Origin of the sequence: Mesorhizobium sp. B2-5-7, assembly GCF_006440875.1 — a bacterium.
In the GTDB taxonomy this organism is placed as follows: Bacteria; Pseudomonadota; Alphaproteobacteria; order Rhizobiales; family Rhizobiaceae; genus Mesorhizobium; species Mesorhizobium australicum.
In genome coordinates this window covers 1-24,322 of the sequence record NZ_VFUO01000005.1, presented here as the reverse complement: position 1 = coordinate 24,322, position 24,322 = coordinate 1, and the positions used below count along the sequence as shown (strand labels likewise).

Annotated in this window: 18 protein-coding genes and 2 pseudogenes; 12 read left to right on the top strand and 8 right to left on the bottom strand. The window is 59.0% G+C overall.

The window, feature by feature from the left end; genetic code table 11:
* Positions 1 to 3 precede the first annotated feature (3 nt).
* The 5 genes and pseudogenes from FJ543_RS21245 (at position 4) to FJ543_RS21225 (ending at position 4,558) form a co-directional block, all read left to right on the top strand.
* The gene (locus FJ543_RS21245; protein ID WP_224682090.1) at positions 4 to 720 is read left to right on the top strand and encodes a hypothetical protein; all 717 of its coding nucleotides are present in this window, start codon (positions 4 to 6) and stop codon (positions 718 to 720) included.
* A gap of 39 nt (positions 721 to 759) precedes the next feature.
* Positions 760 to 1,392 carry a hypothetical protein gene (locus tag FJ543_RS31870; RefSeq protein WP_246678844.1) on the top strand — a complete coding sequence of 211 codons (633 nt, stop codon included), beginning with the start codon at positions 760 to 762 and terminating at the stop codon, positions 1,390 to 1,392.
* A 203-nt stretch (positions 1,393 to 1,595) separates the two neighbouring features.
* A pseudogene (locus FJ543_RS21235) lies at positions 1,596 to 2,921 on the top strand (FAD-binding oxidoreductase).
* 76 nt (positions 2,922 to 2,997) lie between these two features.
* The gene (locus FJ543_RS21230; RefSeq protein WP_140876884.1) at positions 2,998 to 4,071 is read left to right on the top strand and encodes a tartrate dehydrogenase; all 1,074 of its coding nucleotides are present in this window, start codon (positions 2,998 to 3,000) and stop codon (positions 4,069 to 4,071) included.
* 10 nt (positions 4,072 to 4,081) lie between these two features.
* On the top strand, positions 4,082 to 4,558 hold the full coding sequence (locus FJ543_RS21225; RefSeq protein ID WP_140876882.1) for an Lrp/AsnC family transcriptional regulator: 477 nt from the start codon (positions 4,082 to 4,084) through the stop codon (positions 4,556 to 4,558).
* 179 nt (positions 4,559 to 4,737) lie between these two features.
* On the opposite strand, the gene FJ543_RS21220 is transcribed toward FJ543_RS21225, so the two are convergent.
* Together FJ543_RS21220 and FJ543_RS21215 are read right to left on the bottom strand one after the other, a co-directional pair.
* Positions 4,738 to 6,114, bottom strand: a complete 1,377-nt coding sequence (locus FJ543_RS21220; protein WP_140876880.1) for an aspartate aminotransferase family protein — start codon at positions 6,112 to 6,114, stop codon at positions 4,738 to 4,740.
* A gap of 14 nt (positions 6,115 to 6,128) precedes the next feature.
* The gene (locus tag FJ543_RS21215; RefSeq protein WP_140876878.1) at positions 6,129 to 6,968 is read right to left on the bottom strand and encodes a GNAT family N-acetyltransferase; all 840 of its coding nucleotides are present in this window, start codon (positions 6,966 to 6,968) and stop codon (positions 6,129 to 6,131) included.
* A gap of 323 nt (positions 6,969 to 7,291) precedes the next feature.
* On the opposite strand from FJ543_RS21215, the gene FJ543_RS21210 reads away from it, so the two are divergent.
* On the top strand, positions 7,292 to 7,981 hold the full coding sequence (locus tag FJ543_RS21210; protein WP_140876876.1) for a haloacid dehalogenase type II: 690 nt from the start codon (positions 7,292 to 7,294) through the stop codon (positions 7,979 to 7,981).
* Positions 7,982 to 8,136: 155 nt separating this feature from the next.
* On the opposite strand, the gene FJ543_RS21205 is transcribed toward FJ543_RS21210, so the two are convergent.
* From FJ543_RS21205 to argE, 5 genes are all read right to left on the bottom strand, one after another.
* Positions 8,137 to 9,612: an NAD-dependent succinate-semialdehyde dehydrogenase gene (locus FJ543_RS21205; RefSeq protein ID WP_140876874.1), complete on the bottom strand. Its 1,476-nt coding sequence runs from the start codon at positions 9,610 to 9,612 to the stop codon at positions 8,137 to 8,139.
* A 20-nt stretch (positions 9,613 to 9,632) separates the two neighbouring features.
* Entirely contained in the window at positions 9,633 to 10,676 is a 1,044-nt protein-coding gene (locus tag FJ543_RS21200) for a tartrate dehydrogenase (protein WP_140876872.1), read from the bottom strand.
* 229 nt (positions 10,677 to 10,905) lie between these two features.
* A complete protein-coding gene (locus FJ543_RS21195) occupies positions 10,906 to 11,262 on the bottom strand; it encodes a cupin domain-containing protein (RefSeq protein WP_140876870.1) in 357 nt (118 codons plus the stop codon).
* A gap of 15 nt (positions 11,263 to 11,277) precedes the next feature.
* Entirely contained in the window at positions 11,278 to 12,201 is a 924-nt protein-coding gene (locus FJ543_RS21190) for a glyoxylate/hydroxypyruvate reductase A (protein WP_140876868.1), read from the bottom strand.
* Positions 12,202 to 12,217: 16 nt separating this feature from the next.
* Positions 12,218 to 13,342, bottom strand: a complete 1,125-nt coding sequence (gene argE / locus FJ543_RS21185; RefSeq protein WP_140876866.1) for an acetylornithine deacetylase — start codon at positions 13,340 to 13,342, stop codon at positions 12,218 to 12,220.
* Between the two features lie 234 nt (positions 13,343 to 13,576).
* Between argE and FJ543_RS21180 the strand changes: the two genes are divergently transcribed.
* Entirely contained in the window at positions 13,577 to 14,455 is an 879-nt protein-coding gene (locus tag FJ543_RS21180; protein ID WP_140876864.1) for a GNAT family N-acetyltransferase, read from the top strand.
* A gap of 308 nt (positions 14,456 to 14,763) precedes the next feature.
* Here FJ543_RS21180 and FJ543_RS21175 read toward each other — a convergent pair whose 3' ends face one another.
* The gene (locus tag FJ543_RS21175) at positions 14,764 to 15,744 is read right to left on the bottom strand and encodes a hypothetical protein (protein ID WP_140876862.1); all 981 of its coding nucleotides are present in this window, start codon (positions 15,742 to 15,744) and stop codon (positions 14,764 to 14,766) included.
* Positions 15,745 to 17,351: 1,607 nt separating this feature from the next.
* Between FJ543_RS21175 and FJ543_RS21165 the strand changes: the two genes are divergently transcribed.
* The 5 genes and pseudogenes from FJ543_RS21165 to FJ543_RS21145 form a co-directional block, all read left to right on the top strand.
* A complete protein-coding gene (locus FJ543_RS21165) occupies positions 17,352 to 18,182 on the top strand; it encodes a DUF6088 family protein (RefSeq protein WP_140876858.1) in 831 nt (276 codons plus the stop codon).
* Positions 18,179 to 19,254: pseudogene (locus tag FJ543_RS21160) on the top strand (nucleotidyl transferase AbiEii/AbiGii toxin family protein). The gene FJ543_RS21165 and the pseudogene FJ543_RS21160 overlap by 4 nt, the downstream one beginning before the upstream one ends.
* A 285-nt stretch (positions 19,255 to 19,539) precedes the next feature.
* A complete protein-coding gene (locus FJ543_RS21155; RefSeq protein ID WP_140876856.1) occupies positions 19,540 to 21,273 on the top strand; it encodes a DNA methyltransferase in 1,734 nt (577 codons plus the stop codon).
* Between the two features lie 1,294 nt (positions 21,274 to 22,567).
* On the top strand, positions 22,568 to 23,020 hold the full coding sequence (locus tag FJ543_RS31510; RefSeq protein ID WP_181174029.1) for a hypothetical protein: 453 nt from the start codon (positions 22,568 to 22,570) through the stop codon (positions 23,018 to 23,020).
* Between the two features lie 19 nt (positions 23,021 to 23,039).
* Positions 23,040 to 24,322: VCBS domain-containing protein (locus FJ543_RS21145; protein ID WP_210243708.1), on the top strand; the 1,283-nt coding region annotated here is incomplete at its 3' end.

Below are 24,322 nucleotides of genomic sequence, written 5' to 3'. Positions count from 1 at the left end.
CCAATGGGGTTACGCTTCATCTTCATGCTCACGCGCAACGACCGAACGGTTCCGGACGCCTCACAGCAGCTAAAAACTGCGCTCAGCCTCGGCGTGCGGCACATCGGGTTCAAGGATATCGGCTTGCCGATCGAGCAGCTGAAAGGCCTCAGTGCAGCCATCAGGGCGGGCGGTGCAACTTCCTATCTGGAAGTCGTGTCACTGGACCGCAAAAGCGAAATTGCTTCGGCAAGGGCAGCTGCCGAAATCGGCGTTAACGTTCTTCTTGGTGGCACGCGGGTCGACGATGTGCTGCCGATCATCAAGGACACCGGCATCCAGTACTTCCCGTTTCCGGGTCGGATCGCAGGTCATCCGAGCGTGCTTGAAGGCGCCATCGACGAAATTGTCGAAAGTGCCAAGACGGTTGCAGAGCACGATGGAGTGCATGGCCTGGACCTGCTGGCATACCGTTCGGCGGAGAACGTGCCTGAGCTGATGAAGGCTGTCTGCGCTGCAGTCACCAAGCCTGTCTACGTTGCAGGTTCGATCGACACCCCTGAACGAATTGCAGTCGTGCAAAGCGCCGGCGCAGCTGGCTTTACGATTGGGACTGCGGCTTTGGATGGCAAATACCCGGCCAATGGGAATGACCTAACAAGCCAACTCACCGCAATCATTCGCGACGTCGCTGTCCTGAACAAGCACCTTTCGCCAATTCACGACGGTGCCGTCTGCTAAGTTTTCAGTGACATCATGGCGCAATTCGCAGGAGCAATCATGACCGTGGCTATAGTGCTGCATCGCGCCGACGGCGCCCCCGTTGCAACCCCTTTCCGCAGGACAGCGTTCGGCACGGATGATCCCTTTGTGGGAGATCGCGAAATCGCCTGGGAAGGACCGGACTCGATGATCGTGGGCCGAACCAGCTTTGTTGGTGAGCTCGAAGTCGCAAGCTTCCCCCACATCGAAACCATCGTCGTGGTGGAAGGAGAGCTGATCCTGACGGCGGCCGGCGCGGCCCCGCTGGTGCTCGGTCCGCAAGCGGGTGCTGTCATCGGATGCGGCACCACGCTTCGCATCCAGACTGAATCAGGCGTGCGGTTTTCGTTCTGCGCGGCCGCTTGCGACAAACCGACGAAGCCCGGCCTTGTCCCATTGCGCGCCGACGCCGACTTCAAGCCGTCTGCTTCGCTACCGGCCGAGGCTTTGCTTGGCCTTTCGCCCGCATCGCCAGAACGAGTTCATGCATCTGCTGGCCGGGAGTGTACGATTCGCCGCGCTCGATGGCAGCGTACTGTCGGCGGGCACCGGAGATGCGCTTTTCGTGCCCCAGGGCGCATCTATCGGATGGGAAAGCAACGATCGCGTGGCGAAGTTTTTCGTGGTCCAAAGCGTCCAGGCCTGACGTAGAGCGAGATCCATCATGTCCCCTGGCGGCTTTTAGGCTTCAGCCTACCTCCCTCTGTGAGGTGGGACGCCAGCGAGCTTTTCACGCAATAATTGCACGTCCTAAGGGTCACTAACCGCAGGACATTCCGTCCAGGCACACAACTCCGCAGCCTGCCTATTCTCGGCGCGAGTTAGAATGCTTCAGAGTTTCCGGAGTTCCGCAGATGCCCGCGCCGCTAATGCACATCGAGTGCAGCCCTTCCCTCCCCCGCGAGGCGGACGTCGTCGTCATCGGCGGCGGCGTCGTGGGCGTGTTCACGGCGTATTATCTCGCGCGCCGCGGCGTCAGCGTCGCCCTGGTAGAGAAAGGGCGCGTGGCCGCCGAGCAGTCCAGCCGAAACTGGGGCTGGTGCCGCCAGCAGAACCGCGATGCGCGCGAGTTGCCTATGGCAACCAAGAGCCTCGATCTCTGGGAGAAGGTGGCACAGGAGACTGGCGGGGATACCGGATTTCGCCGTTGCGGGCTCCTCTATCTCTCACAGGACGAAAATGAACTCGCGGGCTGGGCGAAATGGCGTGACTTCGCCAGGACGGTAGGCGTTACGACGCATGTTCTGAGCGCTGAGGAAGCCACCGAGAAGGGCAAGGCGACCGGACGCAAATGGAAGGGCGGCGTTTTCTCACCGACTGACGGAACGGCGGATCCCTCCAAGGCAGTGCCGGTTGCCGCGCGCGGCATCTTGGCGGCGGGCGGTACCGTGCATCAGCATTGCGCGGCGCGTGGACTGGAGTTGAGCGCCGGCAGGGTCAGCGGCGTCGTGACGGAAGCGGGAACCATCCGTACGAAGATCGTGGTCATGGCCGGAGGCGCGTGGGCCTCCTCCTTTTGCAACCAGCTTGGTATGCGCTTCCCGCAAGCTGCCGTGCGTCAATCCATTCTAGCCGTGGCGCCAGGCGCAATCGGCCTGCCCGATGCCCTGCACACAGCGAGCGTCTCGCTGACGCGGCGCAGCAACGGTGCATACACGCTGGCGATCAGCGGACGGGCTCGCGTCGACCCGACGCCGCAGCAATTCAGGTTCAGCCGCGAGTTTTTGCCGATGTTCGCCCGCCGCTGGCGCAATCTCGCCCCGGGCGCCTTCGAGGGCTGGCGTCAGGGACATGAAAGCCTGCGCAAATGGGGCCTTGACGATATTACGCCAATGTAACGGAACCGGATTCTCGACCCGAAGCCCGACATGGGACAGATCCGGCTGACATATCGAAGAGCCTGCGAATTGATCCCCGAACTCAATCGCGTCGCGATCTCCGATGCCTGGGCGGGTTATATCGACAGCACACCCGACGGCATTCCAGCGATCGGCGAAGTGGAAGGGATTCCGGGTTTCATCCTGGCGGCGGGATTCAGTGGTCACGGCTTCGGCATTGGCCTCGGCGCGGGGCATATGATCGCAGACATCATCACTGGCAGCGAGCCTATCGTCGATCCGCGTCCTTATAGGCCAGAACGCCTGAAGACCGGTGCGTGGGGCAAGGTCGCTGAATTCTGAGAAGATCAGCCAAGGTACAATCGGTCGCAGACGAGATTGAGGCCCGAGCAGCCGGTGCTGAAACAGGGAAGAGACGATGCGAGAATACGAGATTGCCGCCATTCCTGCCGACGGGATTGGCCCAGAGGTGATCGCAGCCGGTCTCCAGGCACTTGAGGCGCTGCAGCAGCGTTGCGGCGACTTCAAGCTGCGCGTCCAGCACTTCGCCTGGGGCTCGGACTACTACAAGGCCAATGGCCTGATGATGCCCGAAGATGGAGTGTCGCAACTGAAGCGCTTCGATGCCATCTTCTTTGGCGCGGTAGGCTCCCCCGATCTGCCTGACGACATCACGCTCTGGGGTCTCCGGCTGCCGATCTGCCAAGGCTTTGATCAGTACGCGAACGTGCGGCCGACCAGGATATTGCCCGGCATCGTTTCGCCGCTGGCGGGCGTTGGCCCCGGCGACCTGGATTGGGTGATCGTGCGCGAGAATTCCGAGGGCGAGTATTCCGGCCATGGCGGCCGTGCTCACCGCGGTCTCCCCGAGGAGGTCGGAACCGAAGTCGCGATCTTTACGCGCGTCGGCGTCACCCGCATCATGCGCTATGCATTCCGGCTGGCGCGGTCACGGCCGCGAAAGCTACTGACTGTTGTTACGAAATCCAACGCGCAGCGTCACGGCATGGTAATGTGGGATGAAATCGCAGCCGAAGTAGCGCAGGACTTCCCTGACGTCGCGTGGGACAAGATGCTGGTTGATGCTATGACGGTGCGCATGACACTCAAACCTCGCAGCCTCGACACGATCGTCGCCACCAATCTTCACGCCGACATATTGTCGGACCTTGCAGGCGCGCTCGCGGGCAGTCTCGGCGTTGCACCGACCGCCAACATCGATCCCGAGCGGCGCTATCCCTCTATGTTCGAGCCAATTCACGGCTCGGCCTTCGACATCGCCGGCAAGGGTATCGCCAACCCAGTCGCCACCTTCTGGACCGCTGCCCAGATGCTCGAACATCTGGGCGAAAGCGCAGCCGCCGTCCGGTTGATGAGCGCTGTGGAAACAGTGACGAGTGAGGGCGTGCTGACGCCGGACGTGGGTGGCACAGCGACCACGCAGGACGTGACGGACGCCGTCTGCCGCACGATCCGCGGTTCTAACGTGTGACGGGTATGCAATGAAGCTCGACAAGATCGACATCAAGATCTTATCCCAACTGCAAAAGAACGGGCGGGTCACCAACGTCGAGCTTGCCGACCTGGTCAATCTATCGCCAAGCCCTTGCCTGATGCGGGTGAAAAAGCTTCAGGCGGAAGGCTTCATTACCGGCTATTCCGCCCAGATCGATGTGTCCAAGCTCGGACAGACCCTAACGATCTTCACCGAAGTTACGCTCAAGCACCATCAACAGAACGACTTCGCGAGATTTCTCACCGCCATTCAGAAAGTAGATTCCGTCATCGAATGCCATCTGATTTCGGGCGGCTACGATTACCTTGTGAAATTCGTGACAGCGGGCATAAGCGAGTATCAAACGATCATGGAGCGCATGCTCGAGTTGGATATCGGGATCGACAAATATTTCAGCTTCGTCGTGCTGAAGTCACCGATCGTAAAATCCCATTTGCCTCTCGATGTCATTTTCGACAAATGAACAGCCGCTCCGCAGTCTTGGACCTAGCATCTCACCGTTTCACGAAAACGGCTAACCGCTCTAACTCTTCGGTTTGACGCAATTCCCAAGGGAAAGCGCTATGCGCTTTTCCCGGGAAACCATCACCCTTTTGTTGTCTGGAGAGCAGCGCCACCGAGGCGGCTCGGCGATGGCAAGGATCACCCCTTCATCGCTTCCCGCACATCCTTGTCTTCGAGTGTTTGATCGAGCGTCATCCGGGTGCGTTCGAGGATACCATCGATATCGTCGTCGGTGCAGCAGAGCGGCGGCGCAAAGCCGAGGATGCCGCTGTTGAAGGCGCGAATGACAAGGCCGTTCTCCCAGGCGCGGTCGAAGATGCGGCGCCCCGGGTCGGCCGCCGCCGGCAGCGGCGTTTTGCGCTCCTTGTCCGTGACCAGCTCGATCGCAGCCAGCATGCCGCGACCGCGAATATCGCCAACCAGCGGGTGATCGGCGAGCGAGCGGAGGCCGTCCATCAGGCGCTTCCCGGCCTTGCGCCCGTTCTCGAGCAAGCCATCTTCATAGAGACGCAGGCATTCGAGCCCGACTGCCGCGCTCACCGGATGGGCTGAGTAGGTATAGCCGTGGCCGACAGCCGCTTTGCCGGCTCCGTCCGCGATCGTATTGTAGACATGGTCGGTCATGAAGACGGCGCCCATCGGCACGTAGCCCGACGTCAGTCCTTTCGCCGTGGTCATCAGATCCGGCACGACCTCGTCCTCTTCACAGGCGAAAAGGGGGCCCGTGCGGCCAAACGCGGTGATGACTTCGTCGGCGACGAACAGAATGTCGTGTTCCTTGCACACGGCGTGCAGGGCCTTTAGCCAACCTGTCGGTGGAACCAGGACACCCCCCGAACCCTGGATGGGTTCGGCGTAGAAGGCCGCGACGCGATCGGCGCCCAGTTCAGCGATCTTGGCCCGCAGCGCCGCGACCGATGCATCGATGATCGCCTGCGGGTTGGAACCGACCAGATTGCGATAGGCGTAGTGCGAGGGGATCTTGTGCTGCCAGTCGTAAGGCACGCCAAAGCCAGCATGGAAAGCCGGCAGCGCGGTCAGACCTGCCCCTACCGTCGAGGATCCATGGTAGCCATGCTCGACCGAGATAAACTGGTCTTTTCGCGGCGTGCCCTTGGCGTGGTAATAATAGCGAACGAAACGGATCGTGCTGTCTATCGCGTCGGACCCGCCCAGCGTGAAGTAGACATGGTTCAGATCGCCAGGCGCCAGTTCGGCAAGCCGGGCGGCAAGACGAATGGCCGGCTCAGACCCAAGCCCGAAATATCCCGTCGCATAAGGAAGCTCTCTTAGCTGCTTGGCCGCCGCCTCGACGACGCTTTCCTGCCCGTATCCGATGTTTACACACCATAGACCCGCGAATCCGTCCAGCAAGGTTTTCCCGCTTGCCTCGGTCACTGTCGCGCCCTTGGCGGATTTGAGTACACGCACGCCCGTCTCTTCGTGGCTCCGGTAGCATGAAAACGGGTGAACCAGATGTTCGCGATCGAGTTCGATCAGGGAGTTTGCAAGCATTTCTTCCTCCGATTTCAGCGTAGCGCCTGACTGACGAGCGCATAAGTTCGGTGTGGTTTGGTTTCGTCCTTCGGCTCGCCTGCGGTTCGTCGCATCGTTATGCCACCGCCTACGCGGGCCAGCCCGCGGCGGGTAAGCCACTCGCCGAGATCTGTGGATTCATCAGTGTCGATGCGGACAAACTCGCCCGGACTGTCGGCCAGCAGGAAGTCGACAAGGCATCTCGCTTCGTGAAGCTTCCTTGCCACCACCGGCCCAATGACCAGCCCTCGGCCAAACCGACGAATTGCCGCAAACGCCTGAACATCGCCTTGATCGCGAACGACGGCGAACTTCGCGCGCTCGCGCAATGAGCTCATGAGTGCCGACCGGTCATGACCAAACGCCGTGCGATCCAGAGCAACAAGGCGGGCGTGGTCGCCGGGCTCGCCCCATGACACATGTGCCGGCGCGTCGACAGACGGCGCCAGGCCCTGGTGCTGCCCTATCCTGCCGGTCGCGACAAATCCCAACTTCTCGTAGAGCGGGAGCCCTTCCTGCGTCGCCACCAAATAGCAGGTGCGCTCGCCTGCCTTGGCAAGCGCCTCCTCCATCAGCTTGCGGCCAAGCCCGCGACCGCGCAGTGCGGCATCGACGATGACCATGTTGACGGTAGCGGCATCGTCGCCAAAGGGCGTCATCAAGATCGTCCCCACCACTCGTCCTTCCTCCTGGACAACGACGCCTTGGCTGAGCGATTGCATCAGTTCCCAGTCTTCACGATTGTGCGGCCATCCAACATGACGGGACAATTCGACAGCATCGCTCAGATGCTCGGCTGTCATCGTTTTGAGCGTGACCCGCTCTGCGGTCATGGGTCGTTTCCCGGCCTGAATTCTTCAATGCCAAGTTAGGCTGCGGCCGACAGCAGTTCCTCCCGACCGGAACCTGAGCCATAGGTGTTTTGACTTTCCTTTGCCGCCCGCGCCGCATCTTATGCCGACCAGCCGGCGGACGAGGGAAGCGCCTGGCAAGCTCGGAACCACGTCGTGCGCAACTCTCTGCCAAAGCCCTGCCACGATACAAAACAATCTGCTTCAAGCGGCAAAGAATGCGGTGACTAGTCCTTTCCGCTGCTCGTTATGATCCTTGTCGTTAAAGGCACGCGGTGCCGCCAGGATTGGAAGGATAGACGCCAATGACGCGTTTCAGACCGAAATACATCACCTTCGATTGCTACGGTACGCTGACCAACTTCGACATGGCCGGCGCGGCAAGACGAGTTTACGGTGCGGAGCTCTCCCCCGCCGTAATGACGCAGTTGATCAAGGATTTCTCGGCGTATCGCCTCGATGAGGTTCTTGGCGCCTGGAAGCCTTATAGCGAGGTCGTGCACAATTCCGTGGAGCGCGCCTGCAAGCGCAACCATGTGACGTTCCGCCCCGGGGATGCCCAGCGCATTTATTCGGAAATACCGACATGGGGTCCGCACCCGGATGTCCCGGCGGGGCTGGCCAGGATCGCCAAGGAGATTCCGCTGGTGATCCTGTCGAACTCCATGAAGAGCCTGATCATGTCGAACGTGGAGAAACTTGGCGCACCCTTCCACATGATCATCACGGCCGAGGAGACCGGCGCCTACAAGCCGCATATGAAGGGCTTCGAGTACATGTTCGACAAGCTCGGCTGCGGCCCGGAAGACATCACGCATGTGTCGTCCTCATTCCGCTACGATCTCATGACCGCCTACGATCTTGGCATCAAGAGCAAGGTGTGGGTGAATCGCGGCCACGAACCCGCCAACCCTTACTACGAGTACACCGAAATCAAGGATATCGGCGGGCTGGCCGGCGCCGTCGGATTGGAGCCCGTTCGGGAATTCGCCTGAACGTCTGTTGCTACTGCAGCCGCGCCAGGCTGAGGCGCGCTCCACCACGTTAATGATCACCGGTTGCAACAAGAAAGGGGCGGTTTTCACCGCCCCTTTCTTGTTGTTCCAACACTTTGGAAGCTGCAGGGGTTTCAACCTGCTCGCAAGAGAAACTAGTTCAGCCCGCCAACATGAAGCGTCTTGACCTCGAGATATTCCTCGATGCCGAGCTGGGATCCTTCGCGCCCCACCCCTGACTGCTTGACACCGCCGAAAGGCGCAACTTCGGTCGAGATCATGCCCGTGTTGAGCCCGACCATACCGAACTCCAGCGCCTCGGCAACACGCCATGACCGCTTGAGATTTTCGGTGTAGAAGTAGGCGGCAAGGCCAAACGGCGTACCGTTTGCGATCGCGATGGCCTCGTCCTCCGTCTCGAACCGGAACAGCGGTGCCACCGGGCCGAAGGTCTCTTCCGATGCCAGCAGCATCTCGGTCGTAGCCCCTCCCAGAACGACGGGCCGTGCATATTGCTTGCCGTCCGGCACCGTCTCACTCTGGGCGATGATCCGCGCGCCTTTCGCCTGTGCATCCGCGATGTGACGCTCGATCTTGTCGATGGCCGCCGCATTGATCATCGGGCCGATCTCAGTGCCGTCGTCGGTCCCCGCGCCAACCTTCATGCGGTTGACACGTTGGCTCAGCTTTTCGGCGAAAGCGTCGTAAACGCCCGCTTGCACGAGAATCCGGTTCGCGCAGACGCAGGTTTGACCGCCATTGCGGAACTTGGATGCGATCACACCCTCCACTGCATTGCTCAGATCGGCGTCGTCAAAGACGATAAACGGCGCATTGCCGCCGAGCTCGAGGCTGAGCCGCTTGATGCTATCGGCCGCGCCACGCATGAGCAGCGCTCCGACGCGGGTCGAGCCGGTGAACGAGATCTTGCGTACCGTCTCGTTAGCCATGAATTCGTTGCCGATCTCGGTGGGCATGCCGGTCACAATGTTGATCACGCCGGCAGGGATACCCGCCCGTTCCGCCAGGACGCCGAGCGCCAGCGCCGAGAATGGCGTGAATTCAGACGGCTTGATGACAACCGTACAACCCGCGGCCAGCGCCGGCGCCACCTTACGCGTGATCATCGCGTTGGGGAAATTCCATGGCGTGATGATGGCGCAGACGCCGACGGCCTCCTTCAGCACCAGAATGCGGCGATCGGCCGTGGGAGACGGAATGGTCGAGCCGCCGATCCGGCGTGCTTCTTCGGCGAACCATTTCACGAAGGAGGCGCCATAGCGGATTTCACCGCGGGCCTCCGCCAGAGGCTTGCCCTGTTCCAGCGTCAGCAGCAACGCCAGGTCCGTTTCATTTTCCAGTATCAGGCTGTGCCAGCGTTCCAGAAGCGCTCCGCGTTCGGCGTGGGTCCTGGCCTTCCAGTCCTTGAACGCCGCGTGCGCTGCATCTATTGCAGCCCTTGTCTCATCCCGGCCCATGTCGGGCACGGTTCCAAGCACTTCCAGACTGGCCGGATCGATGACATCGACAGTCGCGTTGCTGTGTGCATGCTGCCAGACATCGCCAATGAGCCCCCGCTGGCGAAACAGGTCCGCATCCTTCAGGAAACCAATCTTCGTTATTGCGTTCATGATTCTTTTCCTCTGCTCTTTCAGCTTAATCCTGCCAGCACGGCCTGCGTGATTGCTTCAGTGCTGTCCTTGCCCGCAATCGTGCCTATCCCGCGTGCGGTTGCGGACTCGATTGCCGTCATTACTTCGGCCGCGGCCTGCCCCTCGCCCAGATGCCCCAGCATCATGGCGCCCGACCAGATTGCGGCGATCGGATTGGCGATGCCGAGATGCGCGATGTCAGGCGCCGAACCGTGGACCGGCTCGAACATGGAGGGCGCACTGCGATCGGGGTTGATATTGGCGGAGGCGGCGTAACCCAGTCCGCCCTGAATGGCCGCTCCAATATCCGTGAGGATGTCGCCAAAAAGGTTCGAGGCGACGATCACGTCGAGGCTTTCAGGCGCCAGGACCATGCGGGCGGCAATGGCGTCGACGTGGTAGTGCGAGACCTCCACATCGGCATAGTCTTTCGCCACCTCGCGCGTGACCTCATCCCAGAAAACCATGGAATGTTTCTGCGCGTTGGACTTGGTGACAGATGCGAGCTTCATGCGGCGCGTCCGCGCCTGTTCGAATCCGAAGCGGAGGATCCTTTCGACACCCTCACGCGTGAAGATTGCCGTCTCGATCGCGACCTCATTGGCCGTGCCGGAATGAATGCGCCCACCGGCGCCGCAGTATTCGCCTTCCGTGTTCTCGCGGATGCACAGGATGTCGAAACCATCACGGCGAAGAGGTCCCTGAACGCCTGGCAACAGCCTGTGCGGCCGTATGTTGGCATACTGCGTGAAGCCTTTCCGGATCGGCAGGAGAAGTCCGTGAAGCGATACGGAATCGGCCACCTTCGCTGGCCACCCCACAGCGCCGAGGTAGATCGCATCGAACTTCCGTAGGATCTCGACCCCGTCTGGCGGCATCATCGCACCGGTTTCCAGGTAGTAGGCGCACGACCATGGGAACCTTGTATCTTCAAGGGCGAAACCGCCTCGCTTTGCCGCGGCCTGAAGCACCTCCCATCCAGCCTCAGTCACCTCCTTGCCGATGCCGTCGCCTGGGATGTGCGCTATCGTGTAAGCCTTCATTGAGATCCTCCTGGAGACCGATGGGCACCGATGGTCGCAGCTTGCTCAACACGGCAGCGACATTCGGCATCTCTTACCGGGTTTCATCGGGACAGTAGTCGACAGCGCGCCGCATTTTCCGCCGAGGATGAGCCGCCCGACGGCGTCGAATCGCGTCGGGCGGGACTTGGAAAGTCGATTGTTCTGGAGCCACTACGCACGCTATTCGGCCGGACCTTGAGCGTTGAGCTCAGTCGTAAACGCTGACGTAGATCTTGCGCACGGTTTCGATCGTGCGCCAGACGCCGACAAAGCCGGGCTTCATCACAAAACTGTCGCCGGTACGATAAGTCTTGGTCTCACCGCCCGTCTCCTCGATCTCGACGAGGCCTGAAACGATGTGGCAGAACTCGCAGGTAGTGCCCTTGATCGAATGCGTTTCGCCGGGCGTCGCCTCCCACACGCCGGTCAGGACCTTGTCGCCTTTCGAAGCATCCTGCGCCCAAGTCTTGAAGGATGGATTGCCCGAAATGAGCCGCTCTGGAGTTGGCAAAGCCTGCTTGGGCGCGAAGGTTGGATCTGTGTCGATCGTGATCAGAAGTGACATGTCATGCTTCCCTGGTTAGTAGCCGAGTGTCCGATCGACGAGGCCGATCAGTTCTTCTCCGGCGCGGTGGCGCCGGATATTGTCCACGACGGATTGCGCCGCGGAATCTGCTTGCGTTATGGAAGCAATGTGCGGCGTGATCGCCACCTTCGGGTGCCGCCAGAGTGGATGGTCGTCCGGCAGCGGCTCGGGATCGGTAACATCGAGCATCGCGGCGGCGAGGTGACCGTTGTCGAGAGCCTGGATCAGGGCGGTTTGGTCTAACTGCGGCCCGCGGCCGACATGCAGCAGCCTCGCCCCGGCCGGCAGGAGGGAAAAGAGTTCCGCATCGAGAATGCCGCGGGTTTCTTCCGTCAATGGCAGCAGGCAAACGAGAATGTCCGTGCGCGCGAGAAAGCCGGCAAGCTGGTCCGCGCCATGAAAGCAGGTGACGCCGTCGAGCTCCTTCCTGCTTCGGCTCCAGGCGGCGAGAGGAAAGCGAAACGGCATCAATCGCTCGATAGCCGCCTGCGCCAGCATGCCAAGGCCCAGAAAGCCCACGCGGCGCTCGGCGGCTTGCGGAGCGGCAAGACCGAGCCACGCTTGGCGCTTCTGTTGTTCACGATACGCCACCATATCCCGGTGGAGGCTCAGTACGCCGAGAACGACATATTCCTGCATCATGCGAATGATGCCGTCCTCGACCATGCGCACCAGCTTCACCTGCTGAGGCAGGCTTTCACGCTTGAACTGGTCGACGCCGGCGCCAAGCGAAAACAGCACTTCGAGATTGCGGTAGTGCTCGATATCGTCCGGCGCCGTCCAGGTCAGGAGGTAGCGCACCTTCTCCGGGTCGACACATTCGCTGCTGTGGAGAAGTTCGACGTCCGGGAGCTCACGTGCGAAAACCTTGCGGAAGACTGCTGCGCGCACTGGGTCGGAATTGAAAAGAAAGGCCATAAACCGCTCCCTCCTGCTATGCGGCAAGGCGCGTGCCGAGACGCTCGATCATGCTCTGGCAGGCAGCAAGTTCGCCGATTTCGATATATTCGTTGGCAAGATGAGCCCGGCTGATATCGCCGGGACCGCAGATGATCGCGTCGATGCCAGCCTGCTGATAGAGGCCAGCCTCCGTCCCATAACTCACTGCAGACAGGGGCTCCCGCCCCGTTAACTCGACCAGAAGGGCTGCCAAGTCACTCTCCTGAGCGAGCGAAAGCCCCGGATACGCGCTCAATTCATGCCACGCCACCTCAAAGCCTCTGTCGCGTAAAGCGGCGAGTTCGGCCTTTACGGGCTCGAGCAAAGATGATGGGGAAACACCCGGCACGGCGCGGACCTCGATATCGGCGGTGCAGCGATCGGGTATGATGTTGACGGCTTGGCCGCCGGCAATAACCCCGACCTGCAATGATGAGTATGGAGGCGCGAAATCCGTGTGGAACGGCCCGTTTGCGAGGGTCTGGCCATAGGCCACGAGCTGCGTGACGAGACCTGCCATAGCGTGCACTGCATTCAGTCCGAGCTCAGGTCGTGAAGAATGGCCGGACCGTCCGATCACCTCGAGCCGCGCAGCTGCCTTGCCTTTGTGCCCCCGCACGGCTTCCATCTGGCTCGGCTCACCGATAATCGCGCCAAGCGGCTTCTCGCACAGGTTTGGCAGGGCGGCGATGAGATGGGGCACACCACGGGCACCTGCTTCCTCGTCATAGGAGAATGCGAGATGAATGGGCCGCTGCAAGTTCATCGCGGCAAGCCGCGGCAGGGCAGCCAGCACGCAAGCGAGAAAGCCCTTCATGTCGGAGGTGCCCCGACCATGGAGCCTGGCGCCGTCTTGGCGCAGTACGAAGGGATCCGAATTCCATTCCCGTTCCCCGGCCGGCACCACATCCATGTGGCCTGACAAGATGTAGCCGCGGGTGCGCCGAGGTCCGATTGTGATAAACAGGTTGGACCGATCGCCTTCGGGGCCGCGAAGGACAGTCACTTCTGCACCGACCGCCTCGCAATATTCACGCACCCAGTCGACGATCGCGCCATTGGGCGAGCCCACGACCGAGGGGAACGCGATCAGCCTCGCAAGAATCTCTTCGACATTCACCGGGCGCCGCTCCACTCGCAGTTCGCTGGATGCAACAAGTGTGGCAGCAGGCGAGAGCATTCCGTGCCGAATGAAGCTATGCTTTGGCCGAAGATTTCGAATATCGGTCTGTAACCAGCGAAACCTGCTGGCTTTCGGATGCAATCATAGGGCAAAAGACGGCTGCGGAACCGCCAGCGGCGTCAGGACGTGGGGCGCGAGCACGGGACTTGGATAAGGAGCGGGTCGACTGAAATGCAGAGATCAGTGCGCCTGAAGTCTTTCGAACTGGTCGCGCGGGACATCGACGAAGTCGAAGTCGATCTGCTCCACGCGCTCTCGATCTCAGTCCGCTGGCCGCATCGGCCGAAGGACTGGGACATTCTGCGCCGCGCGGGCCGCGGCATCGTTGCCGTAGACGGCATTGGCCGAGTTTTCGGCAGCGCGATGTGGTTTCCGCAAGGGGATGATTTCGCCACCATCGGCGTGGTGATCACAACGCCCCGCACACAAGCGCAAGGCGGCGGCCGATGGCTCATGGACCAGGTGCTCGAGCAGTGTGGCGATCGCAATTTGGCGCTCAACGCCACCCATGCCGCCTATCCCCTCTATGTCTCACTCGGTTTCACGACCGAGGGAATTGTATTCATGCGCCAAGGGGAGGTTCCGCCGGCACTCTCGGCCCCGCCGGCCTTGGACGGTGAATTGCAGGCGTTGCCGAGCGAGAGGCTGACGGAGATCATTGCGCTCGACAGGCGCGCATTTGGGACAGACCGCGAGAGGCTGCTCGCATTGCTTTCAGCGAATGCTTCAATCCAAACTTTGAGCCGCGGCGGCGAGATCGTCGGCTATTCTATGTGTCGCGAGTTTGGACGTGGTTATGTGATCGGGCCGATGGTCGCGCGCAGCGATCTGGACGCGGTCCATCTCACCGGCGTTCATATGAGAAATCTTGCAGGACGCTTCGTCCGAGTGGATACCAGGGAAAAGGATGGCGTGTTTGCCACGTTTCTCGAGCAGAGCGGCCTCGGCATTGCCGAGACTGTCACGACCATGTCCAAAGGGCGCCGATTCCTGAACCGGGAAGAAAACGGACCGTGGGTTTATGGATTGGCCGGCCACGCATTGAGCTGAGGACGTCACCACAATGCGGGCGAAAGGCGTCACTGCAGATTGGGGTGGTGCGGTTTCCAACGATTATGCCTGGCTCGCCCATGGGGTCATATCCGACCTCATAACGCTCGGCGAGACGACAGAACCAGTCCTGATCAAGGTCGGTATCGCGTCGGCGATATGAGACGAAGCAGCCGCAGTTCCAGTCTGCCATTTATGCGACTTTTCGAGCACAGACCGGGAACCGGGTGTTGGGACGCACCATCAACTTTGCGGCGCGCCTATTGAACCCTCGTCATCGCATGCGTGCGTTGTCTGCGTGCCAAGCGTTATAAAATTTCTTGAACTACGGCATCATCGGGTATCGACAGAGTATCAACCAGAAATGCCACCCGCCGTGCATGCGCCCGGTTCGGATGCCATACAGCGTCATCAGAATGTTGAGCCCCTACCACGTAGGCAATACCGCTTTTGAGGAGGGCGGTCAGACAACGATCGACGATATCAGGATCGATTCCGTGTATCCCCCTGTAGAATGCGCCCCTTCTCCTGCCCGATCCTTTTTGTTGGAAAAGCTTTCGGAGTATTATTTTCAACACCTTTAGCTGCGCTGGGATCGACATCTCCATGATATCCGCATTTGTCGCATCAATAACGGATGTTTCTTCGACATCTCCCGGCTCCAAGCCGACGTCTCTAATGCAGTTCGCTACATCCTGCGCGCAGCTAAGCCTTTGTACCCTGCACCTATGAAACGAAACGCTTCCTATTGAGTCAGAGTTGAATGATAAGTCTAACTCATCAAATATGCAGTCCTCGAATGTAAGCTTTCTGCCGCCAGTTAGCTCCGCAGTGATTTCGAGATGAGGAATAGACGCGCCCCGAAGCGCGATGGCTTTAACCTCTTTACGCAACAGTCGATCAGGCTGTAGAGAGCCACATATCAAGAGGTCTGCCGGAAGATTGCCGACGGCGGATTGCTCGTTGAGCATCGCCTGTTGCAGGGCCACGCTGAGCAGGCCCACCCTTTCCTGTTGTTTGAGAGTCGCAATTACCAATTCTGCCGTGAGCGCCGTAATCGCGTTTCTTGTTTTACAGAACAGACGCATCAGTTTCTGTATACCGTCCGACCTCATATACTCCTCGCTTTTTGTCGCGAGAGCTTCGATGATCTCAGTGAGAGAACCCGCTTGTGCCGCTTCGAAAATACTGGCCTCGATGAAGGCGCGTTCCTCATTGGCATGCCCCGTCGTCAGTCCGGGAAATCGCATGAGAACTTGTTGAACCGAGATGTCGGGTTCGATCAACATCACATCTCGGTAGGCATCCGCCACAGAGGCTCGTCACACGGCCTGGGTCTGATACGTTCGTTCGCGCGAACAGTGCAATTCGCTCAAGAAGCCTGCGTATCTGGTTTGGCTCTGCACCGCGCGCTACGTTAGTTTCTCGAGCGCACAGTCGATCGAGTAACAAGTTCCATCCAATTCCCGGAGAGAGCGGATTTAGCAGTTCATCGTCAGGGGCGATTGTATCCCCGAGCTCAAAATAAATGTAAGATAGCAAAAGCGGCCTTTGAGGCAGCCAATCCATCAAGATCGGTTCCGACATCTTAGGATTTATCTTTCGGAAGAGCGCCTTTACTTCATTCTCCCGCAAGTCTTGAAGTGACAGGAGCGAAAACTCCTTTGCGCCAAGGCACTGCCTCATTTCATCAAAATTTGCGAAATAGCTCTGCCGACCCGAAATTAGAATCGGAGTTGATCTGGGTGACTCGGAGACAGACATTCTTATGATTCGAGACGAAGCATACCTTATGTCCCGTGATGAAGTCGTAAGCCTCGTAAAGCCCGCTCGGATCAGCTCATCGAACCCGTCCAATATCAACGTGCAGCAGTCCGACGTCCATGCATGAACTAGCTTGTCGCGCTCCGATCGCAATCCCAGCCATTTTGCATGCCGCTCTAAGAGATCGACAAAATCATCGTTCTCGTCGACTGACGCATCACTGAGGTTTATGTACACTGGAAATCGGTAGGTTTGTCCAGTTTCGTACAATTCTGCTAACCGGAAGAATATCTCCCTATACGTCATGCTTTTGCCGATACCAAAATCACCCGTCGCTATCAGCCTACTTTTTCGACGTGCGTTTATATCATTTACTATGGTATCCAACGTAATCTCTTGATTAGACTCATACAGCTTGAACGGTACTGGTACGTACTGATTTCTGGAAATATGAATCGAGTCGTCAACGGGGTTGCGGACGCTACCAAAAGGTCTCTTTCTGCGTTCAATGAGGTAAGTAGAGCTGCAGTTAAAGCGGTTTACAAATGCCGGAAAGGAGCAGGCCTCGATCCACGATCCGTTTTCCGCGGCGATCTGATGAATCTCCGGTGTAGGATCTCCTTGAGTCACGAAGTAGCCATGAACCGGCTTGTTCTCGAGGTCTCCTAGCAATGAGCGTCTGGCTGAGCGTATCTTAATGATGTCTTGCTCGGCCTTCTTTCTCGATCGCTCGATCGTGCATTCAATGATTGTGAGGTCGGCGGGAGTATCAATGATGACATCCATTTCCCGGCCATCGACAGATCGATTCGATTGGACCTGTTCTGTAGGCCAATTCCTCTTGCAGAAATCGACTACTAGCCGTTCAAATTCGTTGCCAGGTTGCAGCATTAGCTTGTCACACCTCTATCAAGACCGTAGCGAGCGATTAGTACCATAGGTTCGCAAAGTCGAGAGCTCTGTGTCTCAGCCGGTAGGTAGAGGTCGCGTTCTATGTGGGCCTGATGGCGCGCCCACACGAATTTGGGCTACCTGGGCAAGGCGCCTAGCTGGCAAGGTGTCCGAAATTTGCCTGTATATTTCGGACAAGAGAACTTGCACCTCGTCCGAAACACGCCTACAAATTTCGGACATGAGCGATGCCTCGCCCAATCTAAAGACAGCCATACTTGAGCGCATCCGTGTAGACGCGCCGCGCAAGATATGGACGCCCAGCGATTTCGTCGATCTCGCCTCGCGCGATGCCGTCGATAAGGCGTTGCAGCGGCTGACGAAAGCCGGAACCCTCAGACGGATCGATCGCGGGCTCTATGATCAGCCTGGATTCAACAAGCTCACCCACAAACCCAACCCACCTGATCCGCGCTCAGTCATCGACGCCGTCGGGCGACGTGACCAAACCCGGATGCTTGTCGATGGCATGACCGCGGCGAACGATTTGGGCCTGACTGACGCCGTCCCGGCCAAAATCGTGGTACACACCGACGCTCGGCGCCGCGCAATCAAGCTGGGCAACGTAACGATCATCTTCCGTCCGACCGCAGCGAGCAAGCTCTTCTGGGCCGGACGGCCAGCGATGCGCGTAGTCCAAGCGCTACACTGGCTACGCGATCTCTTGGTTCGTGAAGGAGAGAGTGATCAGGTCAGACGTAAGCTCGCCAAGCTTTTCAAAGATCCGACGGTGGGACCGCCCCTCAAAGCGGATCTCACTGCCGGTATGATGGCGCTTCCGACATGGATGTGGGTGTTTCTTAAGCCGCTCGTTGAAAGCGACGCCGGCGTTCATCGTCGGCACACCGATGATTATCGTGATGATGCTGATCATGATCGTCATCGCCAAGGAACGACGGACGATGCGGATGATCAGCGTCATGCTGGCGTTGCCCGGCCCGAGCGGAAACCGCTCCCTAGGCAGAAGACACAACCCGCTAAGCGCAGTACAACCCGGGCGGTGAAGACATGAATCCGGCTTTCGACGAGGTTCTCGCGGCCGGTTCGGACGCGATGTTGAGCGCCTTCGATACGGCGGCGCTACGCCTCGGCACGTCATCTCAGAATATCGAGGAGGACTTCTGGGTCTGCTGGACGCTGGATGCCTTGTTCAACGGCTTGAAAGAGAGCGGACCCCGCCTCCTCTTCAAGGGTGGAACCTCTCTTTCTAAAGGGTTCGGTCTGATCAACCGCTTCTCCGAAGACATCGATGTCACGGTTTTTCGAGACGACATTGGCGAGCCGGCGACCATCGAGGAGCTCGATGCGCTAAGCGGCAAGAAACGCCGGGCGCGCCTCAATGCGATCAAGGACGCTTGCCAAGCCCACATCAACGGTCCGCTGCACGCTGAGTTAACCCTGATCCTACGAGACCGGCTCCATGCTGCCGGCCTCGATATCGCGCTGGACGAGTGGAGGCGGATGACGCCGATCCCGACGGGCAGACGCTGCTGATTTGGTATCCCACGGCGACGCCGCGATCGGATTATGTGCGGGCGACGATCAAGATCGAGTCGGGCGCGAAATCCGCGCTCGATCCGAACAGCGAGGTGCCGATTATACCTTATGTCGATGATGACCTGCCAGCGCTCGACCTGACCGTGCCGGCCGTGCGCACGGTCGACCCGGAACGTACCTTCTGGGACAAGGTCGTCATCCTCCACGGGCTGAGGCGCTGGTTCGACGAGCGCGGCGAACTGCGCGGAGGCGGCCAACGCGTGTCGCGTCACTATTATGACTTGCACCAGCTCGCCGCGGCCTCCGTCGGCGCCGCCGCCATCGCTGATCCGGCGCTCGGTGAAGACTGCGTAGCGCACGCCCGAATGTTCTTCAATCGACCGGACTTCGATCTCGCGAGCGCTGCGCCCGGCTCGTTCGCGCTCGCCCCGCATGACGCGATGATCGATCAACTGCGTGTCGACTACAGGGCCATGCAGGGCATGATTTTCGGCGACCCACCGGATTTCGAGGGGGTGCTCGGCAGCATCAGCTCGATTGAGACGCGTCTGAACGAGCAGGGTAATAGGCCGCGCATTGAGCGGTAATGGTCGCACTGCGGCGATATCAGCGGCGATGCTTTTGTGCAGCGCCGCCGCTGCCGTCATGAACCGCTTCAGTTCCACCTCTGATAGCTGCTTGGCCTTTGCGCCCGACTACCGCGACCTCCGCGAGGATCACCCGATCTAGAATTATGGTCCTGCCTTAGCTTCTCCTTGGCAATGCCATAGCAGTCCCATTCACGCGGTTCGAAGCCGATGAACTCGTAAAGAACCCCTTAATTCTCAAATATTTAACCACAAGCTGCAACTCTGTAGCTGGAGAGCAACGCTATGAATGAACTTCATTTTGGCGATAATCTAGACGTGCTGCGATCGATGCCAGCAGAATCGATCGATTTGATCTACCTTGACCCGCCTTTCAATTCGAATGCGAATTACAACGTCCTCTATGGCACGAAACATGGTGGGGCTTCCAAAGCTCAATCTCATGCATTCGAAGATACATGGACTTGGGGTAGAGATGCGCAAAGGGCGTTGGACGAGACGGCAGAGAGACATCTTGAGGCTGGGTCTCTTTTAGACGCGTTCCAAAAGGTCTTTGGAAACAGCAATATGATGGCCTATCTGGCCATGATGACCGTGCGATTGATCGAGATGCGTCGCGTGCTGAATCCGACAGGCACGCTCTATTTGCATTGCGACCCTACCGCTAGCCACTACCTGAAAATTATTCTCGATGCGATTTTCGGGTCGGGCGGTTATATCAATGAGATTAGTTGGCGGCGAACCACCGCGAAAGCCGACTATGTCCAAGGCGCAACTCATTTTCCAAGAGTTCGCGATATCATTCTCCGATATGCAAAAGACCCGAAAGAACGACAGACGTTCAACCAGCAGTTTACGGAATACGATCAAGAATATTTGGCTTCCAAGTACCGCCATCTCGACAAAGACGGACGTCTCTACCGGCTCGACAACCTCACAGGACCGGGAGGTGCAGCGAAAGGCAATGCCCATTACGAGGTCATGGGGATTAAACGCTACTGGCGCTATTCGAAAGAAAAGATGGACCAGCTAATTGCTGAGGGCCGCATCATCCAAACAAAGCCCGGCATGGTCCCGCAGTTCAAGCGATACCTGGATGAAATGCCCGGCGTTCCTGTAAGCGACGATTGGGACAATATCCGCCCGATCAACTCTCAGGCGCAGGAGCGGCTTGGTTACTCGACGCAAAAGCCGCTGGCCTTGTTGAAACGGATAATCCAGTCGTCGTCCAACGAGGGAGATATCATCCTCGATCCATTTTGCGGATGCGGTACTGCCATCGAAGCCGCTCAAAACCTGAACCGCCGATGGATTGGAATTGATGTCACATACCTTGCTATTCATGTGATTGAGGGGCGGTTGCTGAAGGCGTTCGGCCCCTCGATCAAAGGAACTTATAAGCTATACGGGCGCCCTGAAGATGCTGAAGACGCAAGGGCTCTCGCTGCACGCGATTGGCTTGAGTTCCAGAAATGGGCGGTGTTCACACTCGACGGCTTACCAAAGGACAGACCGGGAGCTGATGGCGGTATCGACGGCATTATTCGCTACCATCAAGTTGGCAAGGACCGCGCCAGCCGGGCGATAGTCTCGGTGAAAGGCGGCTTGAACGTAGGCGTGGATGCAATTCACAAACTTAAGTCCGTGGTGAAGCGTGAGGAAGCTGAGATAGGCGTTCTCGTTTGCGTTAATCCCCCGACTGGGCCAATGCTTCGTGAGGCCGCATCCGAGGGCGAGACCGGCCCCTCGACGAAGCGCGTTCCAAGAATTCAAATCGTCACTATTGAGCAGCTCTTTCAATCAGCTCCCGTTCTTCTGCCGGGAATGGTAGACCCGCCCGAGGTGCTCTCAGCCCCGGCGTCGCCGGCCAAGCGCGGACGAAAGCGCGTAGAGGGCCAGACAGAGATGCTGTTCCCCATTGAGGGTGCAGCCGAAGCGCCAAAGCGCAAGGGCAACCGGCCAATCCGCGCAGTCGAGATCGAAGTGACCAGATCGGCCTACACGCGCAAAACCAGATAGGCTATCGCGCTTTTTGGCTTGTCTTTTGGCGGTGGCGGCTTCACCATCTTCATCAATATGCGCGTGATTGTTCCGCCGCGCATCTGAAGGCCAGGCCAGGATATCGCTTCAGGTCGTCGCCGACCACAGCGGCTGCCAAGACGATGGACATTCCGTTGAGACCGACCCCGAAGCGGTGCAGCGGCCCACCATGCGCTTGGTGCAATCAAGAGCGCCGAGCAGCTCGACTTCAGGCCCTGTATCGGGTTCGTGGCAGGCTCGTCGGCCACCGCACCGCGGTCTCGGGGTCGGGCCAAGTTGGGCCTTGATGGCTGAGCGCCGCAGCCCGGCGGCTCCATCACAACGTCCTGGACAGCGGCGCTGGCCAACAAGTTCGCGCGCATTGCGTGGAGCGTGCTTTACCACGCTCGTTCGTTTGCGCACGGATTCGAACCGCATAGGCAGCCCGTGCTGTAACGCGTCAGATGTTTTGAGTATCTCTGTTCCTGCCAAGGCCTGCGAGGTGACTTGAAACTGATGGCACAGCGGTCTTCCCCGCGCACCTGAGACCTGGACGCGCACCCATGGCCGATAGAGGCTTGCCACATAGATCAGGTGTGCGGGGCCCGGAGCATCGGCTCCCGTGCGAGGCAGGATAGGTTGTCTCGGGCCGAAATAGGCCTCCCCTCGAATTCCGTTGCGCCGCGCGGCCGGTCCATAGATACAGCATGATCACCGCCAGCGTGCGCACCACCGCGACTTTGCGATGGCAGGAGCGCGCTTCAAGGGCTCTGAAGGTCAAGGCGTGCGCAAAGAGATCGCCAATCGCACCTGGTGAGGGGATGAGGTCGCCGGACCCTTTTTCCTTCCGCTCTCGTGCTGCCAGTTCTCCGGCGCGGCAGCTGGCCCTGCTGATGCTCTACTTTCGGCCGTTAACTGTTCGTCCATTTGGATGTTGACGCTTACTCTTCGATAGCGTTAGAAATGTGTTAACATAAGCATCTCCTAAAAAATGGCGTGACCGACAATCAGGGAATGGGCGGCGCCAAGGGGGCTAAAGGGAACGCAGCGCGGCTAGCTGAGTCGTGCCTAGCAATCTTGAGCCAAGACTGCATGTGGGCGGCCATTTTGACATCTGGCTGATCGCGGAACTTTGCGCTACCGGCGACTGGACTTCGCACTGACAGTGGACGAACTAGCATGTTGCTCATACTGTTTTAGATGGAGAATGGTCAAGCTTTCAATGCGGCAGTAAAACAGGTGTGGGGGCATCTGTATTTGTACGTATGTACGAGTAAAATGGGTGGGGACAAGGGTGATTTATTCTCAAATCACAGGTGCCGATGGGGCGACGATATCGCTTTCTGATGTCGGCGACCGCTTTAATTTTGCTGAAGATTCAGTCGTCCTCACTTCTACCCTCCTGGTCATTATTTCCCACAACGCGCTGAGCAACGGTACCGCAAAGATAGTTTCCTCCATCGATGGCGAGTTTTCCCCCTCGACCGATGCAAAGAAACCCGCGGAAGGCGATTGCAAAGAATCGTCAGACGTCAAGCTACCGGCGGACCCGCGGGCGTGGGCGTTTCGCATCGGTACAAATGTCATTGGGCTGAATGAGAATTCATATGATCCTGGCGCTCTCGCGAGGGATCAAGCCGCCTTTTGGCGATGGCGAATTTGCCCGCATAGGACGCATTTTTTGAGCGACCACGCCGCCGCAGCGTCAGGTCGACATCGGCAATTTTTGACCGACAAGAACAACTAAGGCGATAGGGGGTACGGGCATGGCAACGACCATCGGCACAGGTAGCGACGACAATCTGGTCGGCGGCAGCGGCGACGACGTACTGTCGGGAGGGGCTGGAAATGACCGCCTGAATGGCGGGTCAGGCGCAGATACGCTCGATGGAGGCAGTGGTTTCGATACAGTCCTGGGCGGATCCGGAGTGGACACGCTTATCTATCGAGCATGGGAAAATCAGTACAAGATTGGTACCCAAGTCTACGGCACGGGGATAACGGTCGGACAAACGACCTTTTCCGGCTACGACGTCTACGACGGCGGTAATGGCAATGCTGCGAAAGGCACTGCCGAGATCGATACGCTTGTTATCTATCTAAGCAATGATCAACTATCAAATACGTCATTCATGACAGCGTTTAACGCTGAAATTGCTCAGTTTCGTACCTTCATTGCCGCAAACTCGAACGCGAATACCGGCCAGGCAGGTCAGGCAGAATTCACATTCACCACGATCAACCTCAAGGTCTCCGCGATTGAGCAGGTGCGCTACGGAGTCGACCCAACCGCCCCCGTCGGTTTCGACGATGCCACTGGAGTCCGAGAGGCTGGCGTTGGCCCTGGGAACACACCGTTTGCGGGCGTCTCCACGGCGGCAGGTAATGTGCTGGCCAACGACACGGATTCCGACGACGGCCAGGCGTCGCTGGTCGTGTTGGCGGTGCGGACAGGTACGGAATCCGGATCAGGAAGTGTTGGCACGGTCGGATCTGCGTTGGTGGGCACGTATGGCTCACTGACCTTGAATGCCAATGGCACCTATACCTACGCTCTCGACAACAGCGATGTGGACACCAATGCGCTGTCGGACGGGGTCACAGTTACTGAGGTGTTTACATACACCGTCCGTGACCCTCACGGACTTACGGATACTGCTCAACTAACCGTCACCATCACCGGCACCAACGACATCGTCTCGATCACCGGCGGCGCACAGGTTGGCGCGGTCGTCGAAGATGCCGACACGACGCCTTCGCCGGCCGATTCCCTTAACGCCGCCGGCACGATTGCGTTCAACGACGTCGATCTCAGTGACGGCCATACCGCTTCGTTTGCTCCGACCGCCGGCGAAACTGCGCTCGGCACCTTCTCGCTCGACCCTGTCAGTGAAGCCGCGAATGCCGCCAACGGCTCGGTGCAGTGGCATTACGCCCTCAACAACGCGGCTTCGCAGTACCTGGCTGCCGGCCAGAGCGTGATCGAGCATTACACCGTAACCGTCAACGACGGCCACGGCTCGACGGCAACGCAGGTCGTAGCCGTCAC

Excerpts from the sequence above, each read along its gene's own strand:
- FJ543_RS21230 (WP_140876884.1), top strand. The coding sequence starts at position 2,998 with ATGCGAGAATACGAGATTGCCGCCATTCCTGCCGACGGGATTGGCCCA.
- FJ543_RS31870 (WP_246678844.1), top strand. The coding sequence starts at position 760 with ATGACCGTGGCTATAGTGCTGCATCGCGCCGACGGCGCCCCCGTTGCA.
- FJ543_RS21190 (WP_140876868.1), bottom strand. The coding sequence starts at position 12,201 with ATGGCCTTTCTTTTCAATTCCGACCCAGTGCGCGCAGCAGTCTTCCGC.
- FJ543_RS21180 (WP_140876864.1), top strand. The coding sequence starts at position 13,577 with ATGCAGAGATCAGTGCGCCTGAAGTCTTTCGAACTGGTCGCGCGGGAC.
- FJ543_RS21245 (WP_224682090.1), top strand. The coding sequence starts at position 4 with ATGGGGTTACGCTTCATCTTCATGCTCACGCGCAACGACCGAACGGTT.
- FJ543_RS21165 (WP_140876858.1), top strand. The coding sequence starts at position 17,352 with ATGAGCGATGCCTCGCCCAATCTAAAGACAGCCATACTTGAGCGCATC.
- FJ543_RS21210 (WP_140876876.1), top strand. The coding sequence starts at position 7,292 with ATGACGCGTTTCAGACCGAAATACATCACCTTCGATTGCTACGGTACG.
- FJ543_RS21155 (WP_140876856.1), top strand. The coding sequence starts at position 19,540 with ATGAATGAACTTCATTTTGGCGATAATCTAGACGTGCTGCGATCGATG.
- FJ543_RS21220 (WP_140876880.1), bottom strand. The coding sequence starts at position 6,114 with ATGCTTGCAAACTCCCTGATCGAACTCGATCGCGAACATCTGGTTCAC.
- FJ543_RS21200 (WP_140876872.1), bottom strand. The coding sequence starts at position 10,676 with ATGAAGGCTTACACGATAGCGCACATCCCAGGCGACGGCATCGGCAAG.
- FJ543_RS21195 (WP_140876870.1), bottom strand. The coding sequence starts at position 11,262 with ATGTCACTTCTGATCACGATCGACACAGATCCAACCTTCGCGCCCAAG.
- FJ543_RS21205 (WP_140876874.1), bottom strand. The coding sequence starts at position 9,612 with ATGAACGCAATAACGAAGATTGGTTTCCTGAAGGATGCGGACCTGTTT.
- FJ543_RS21175 (WP_140876862.1), bottom strand. The coding sequence starts at position 15,744 with ATGTTGATCGAACCCGACATCTCGGTTCAACAAGTTCTCATGCGATTT.
- FJ543_RS21215 (WP_140876878.1), bottom strand. The coding sequence starts at position 6,968 with ATGACCGCAGAGCGGGTCACGCTCAAAACGATGACAGCCGAGCATCTG.
- FJ543_RS21225 (WP_140876882.1), top strand. The coding sequence starts at position 4,082 with ATGAAGCTCGACAAGATCGACATCAAGATCTTATCCCAACTGCAAAAG.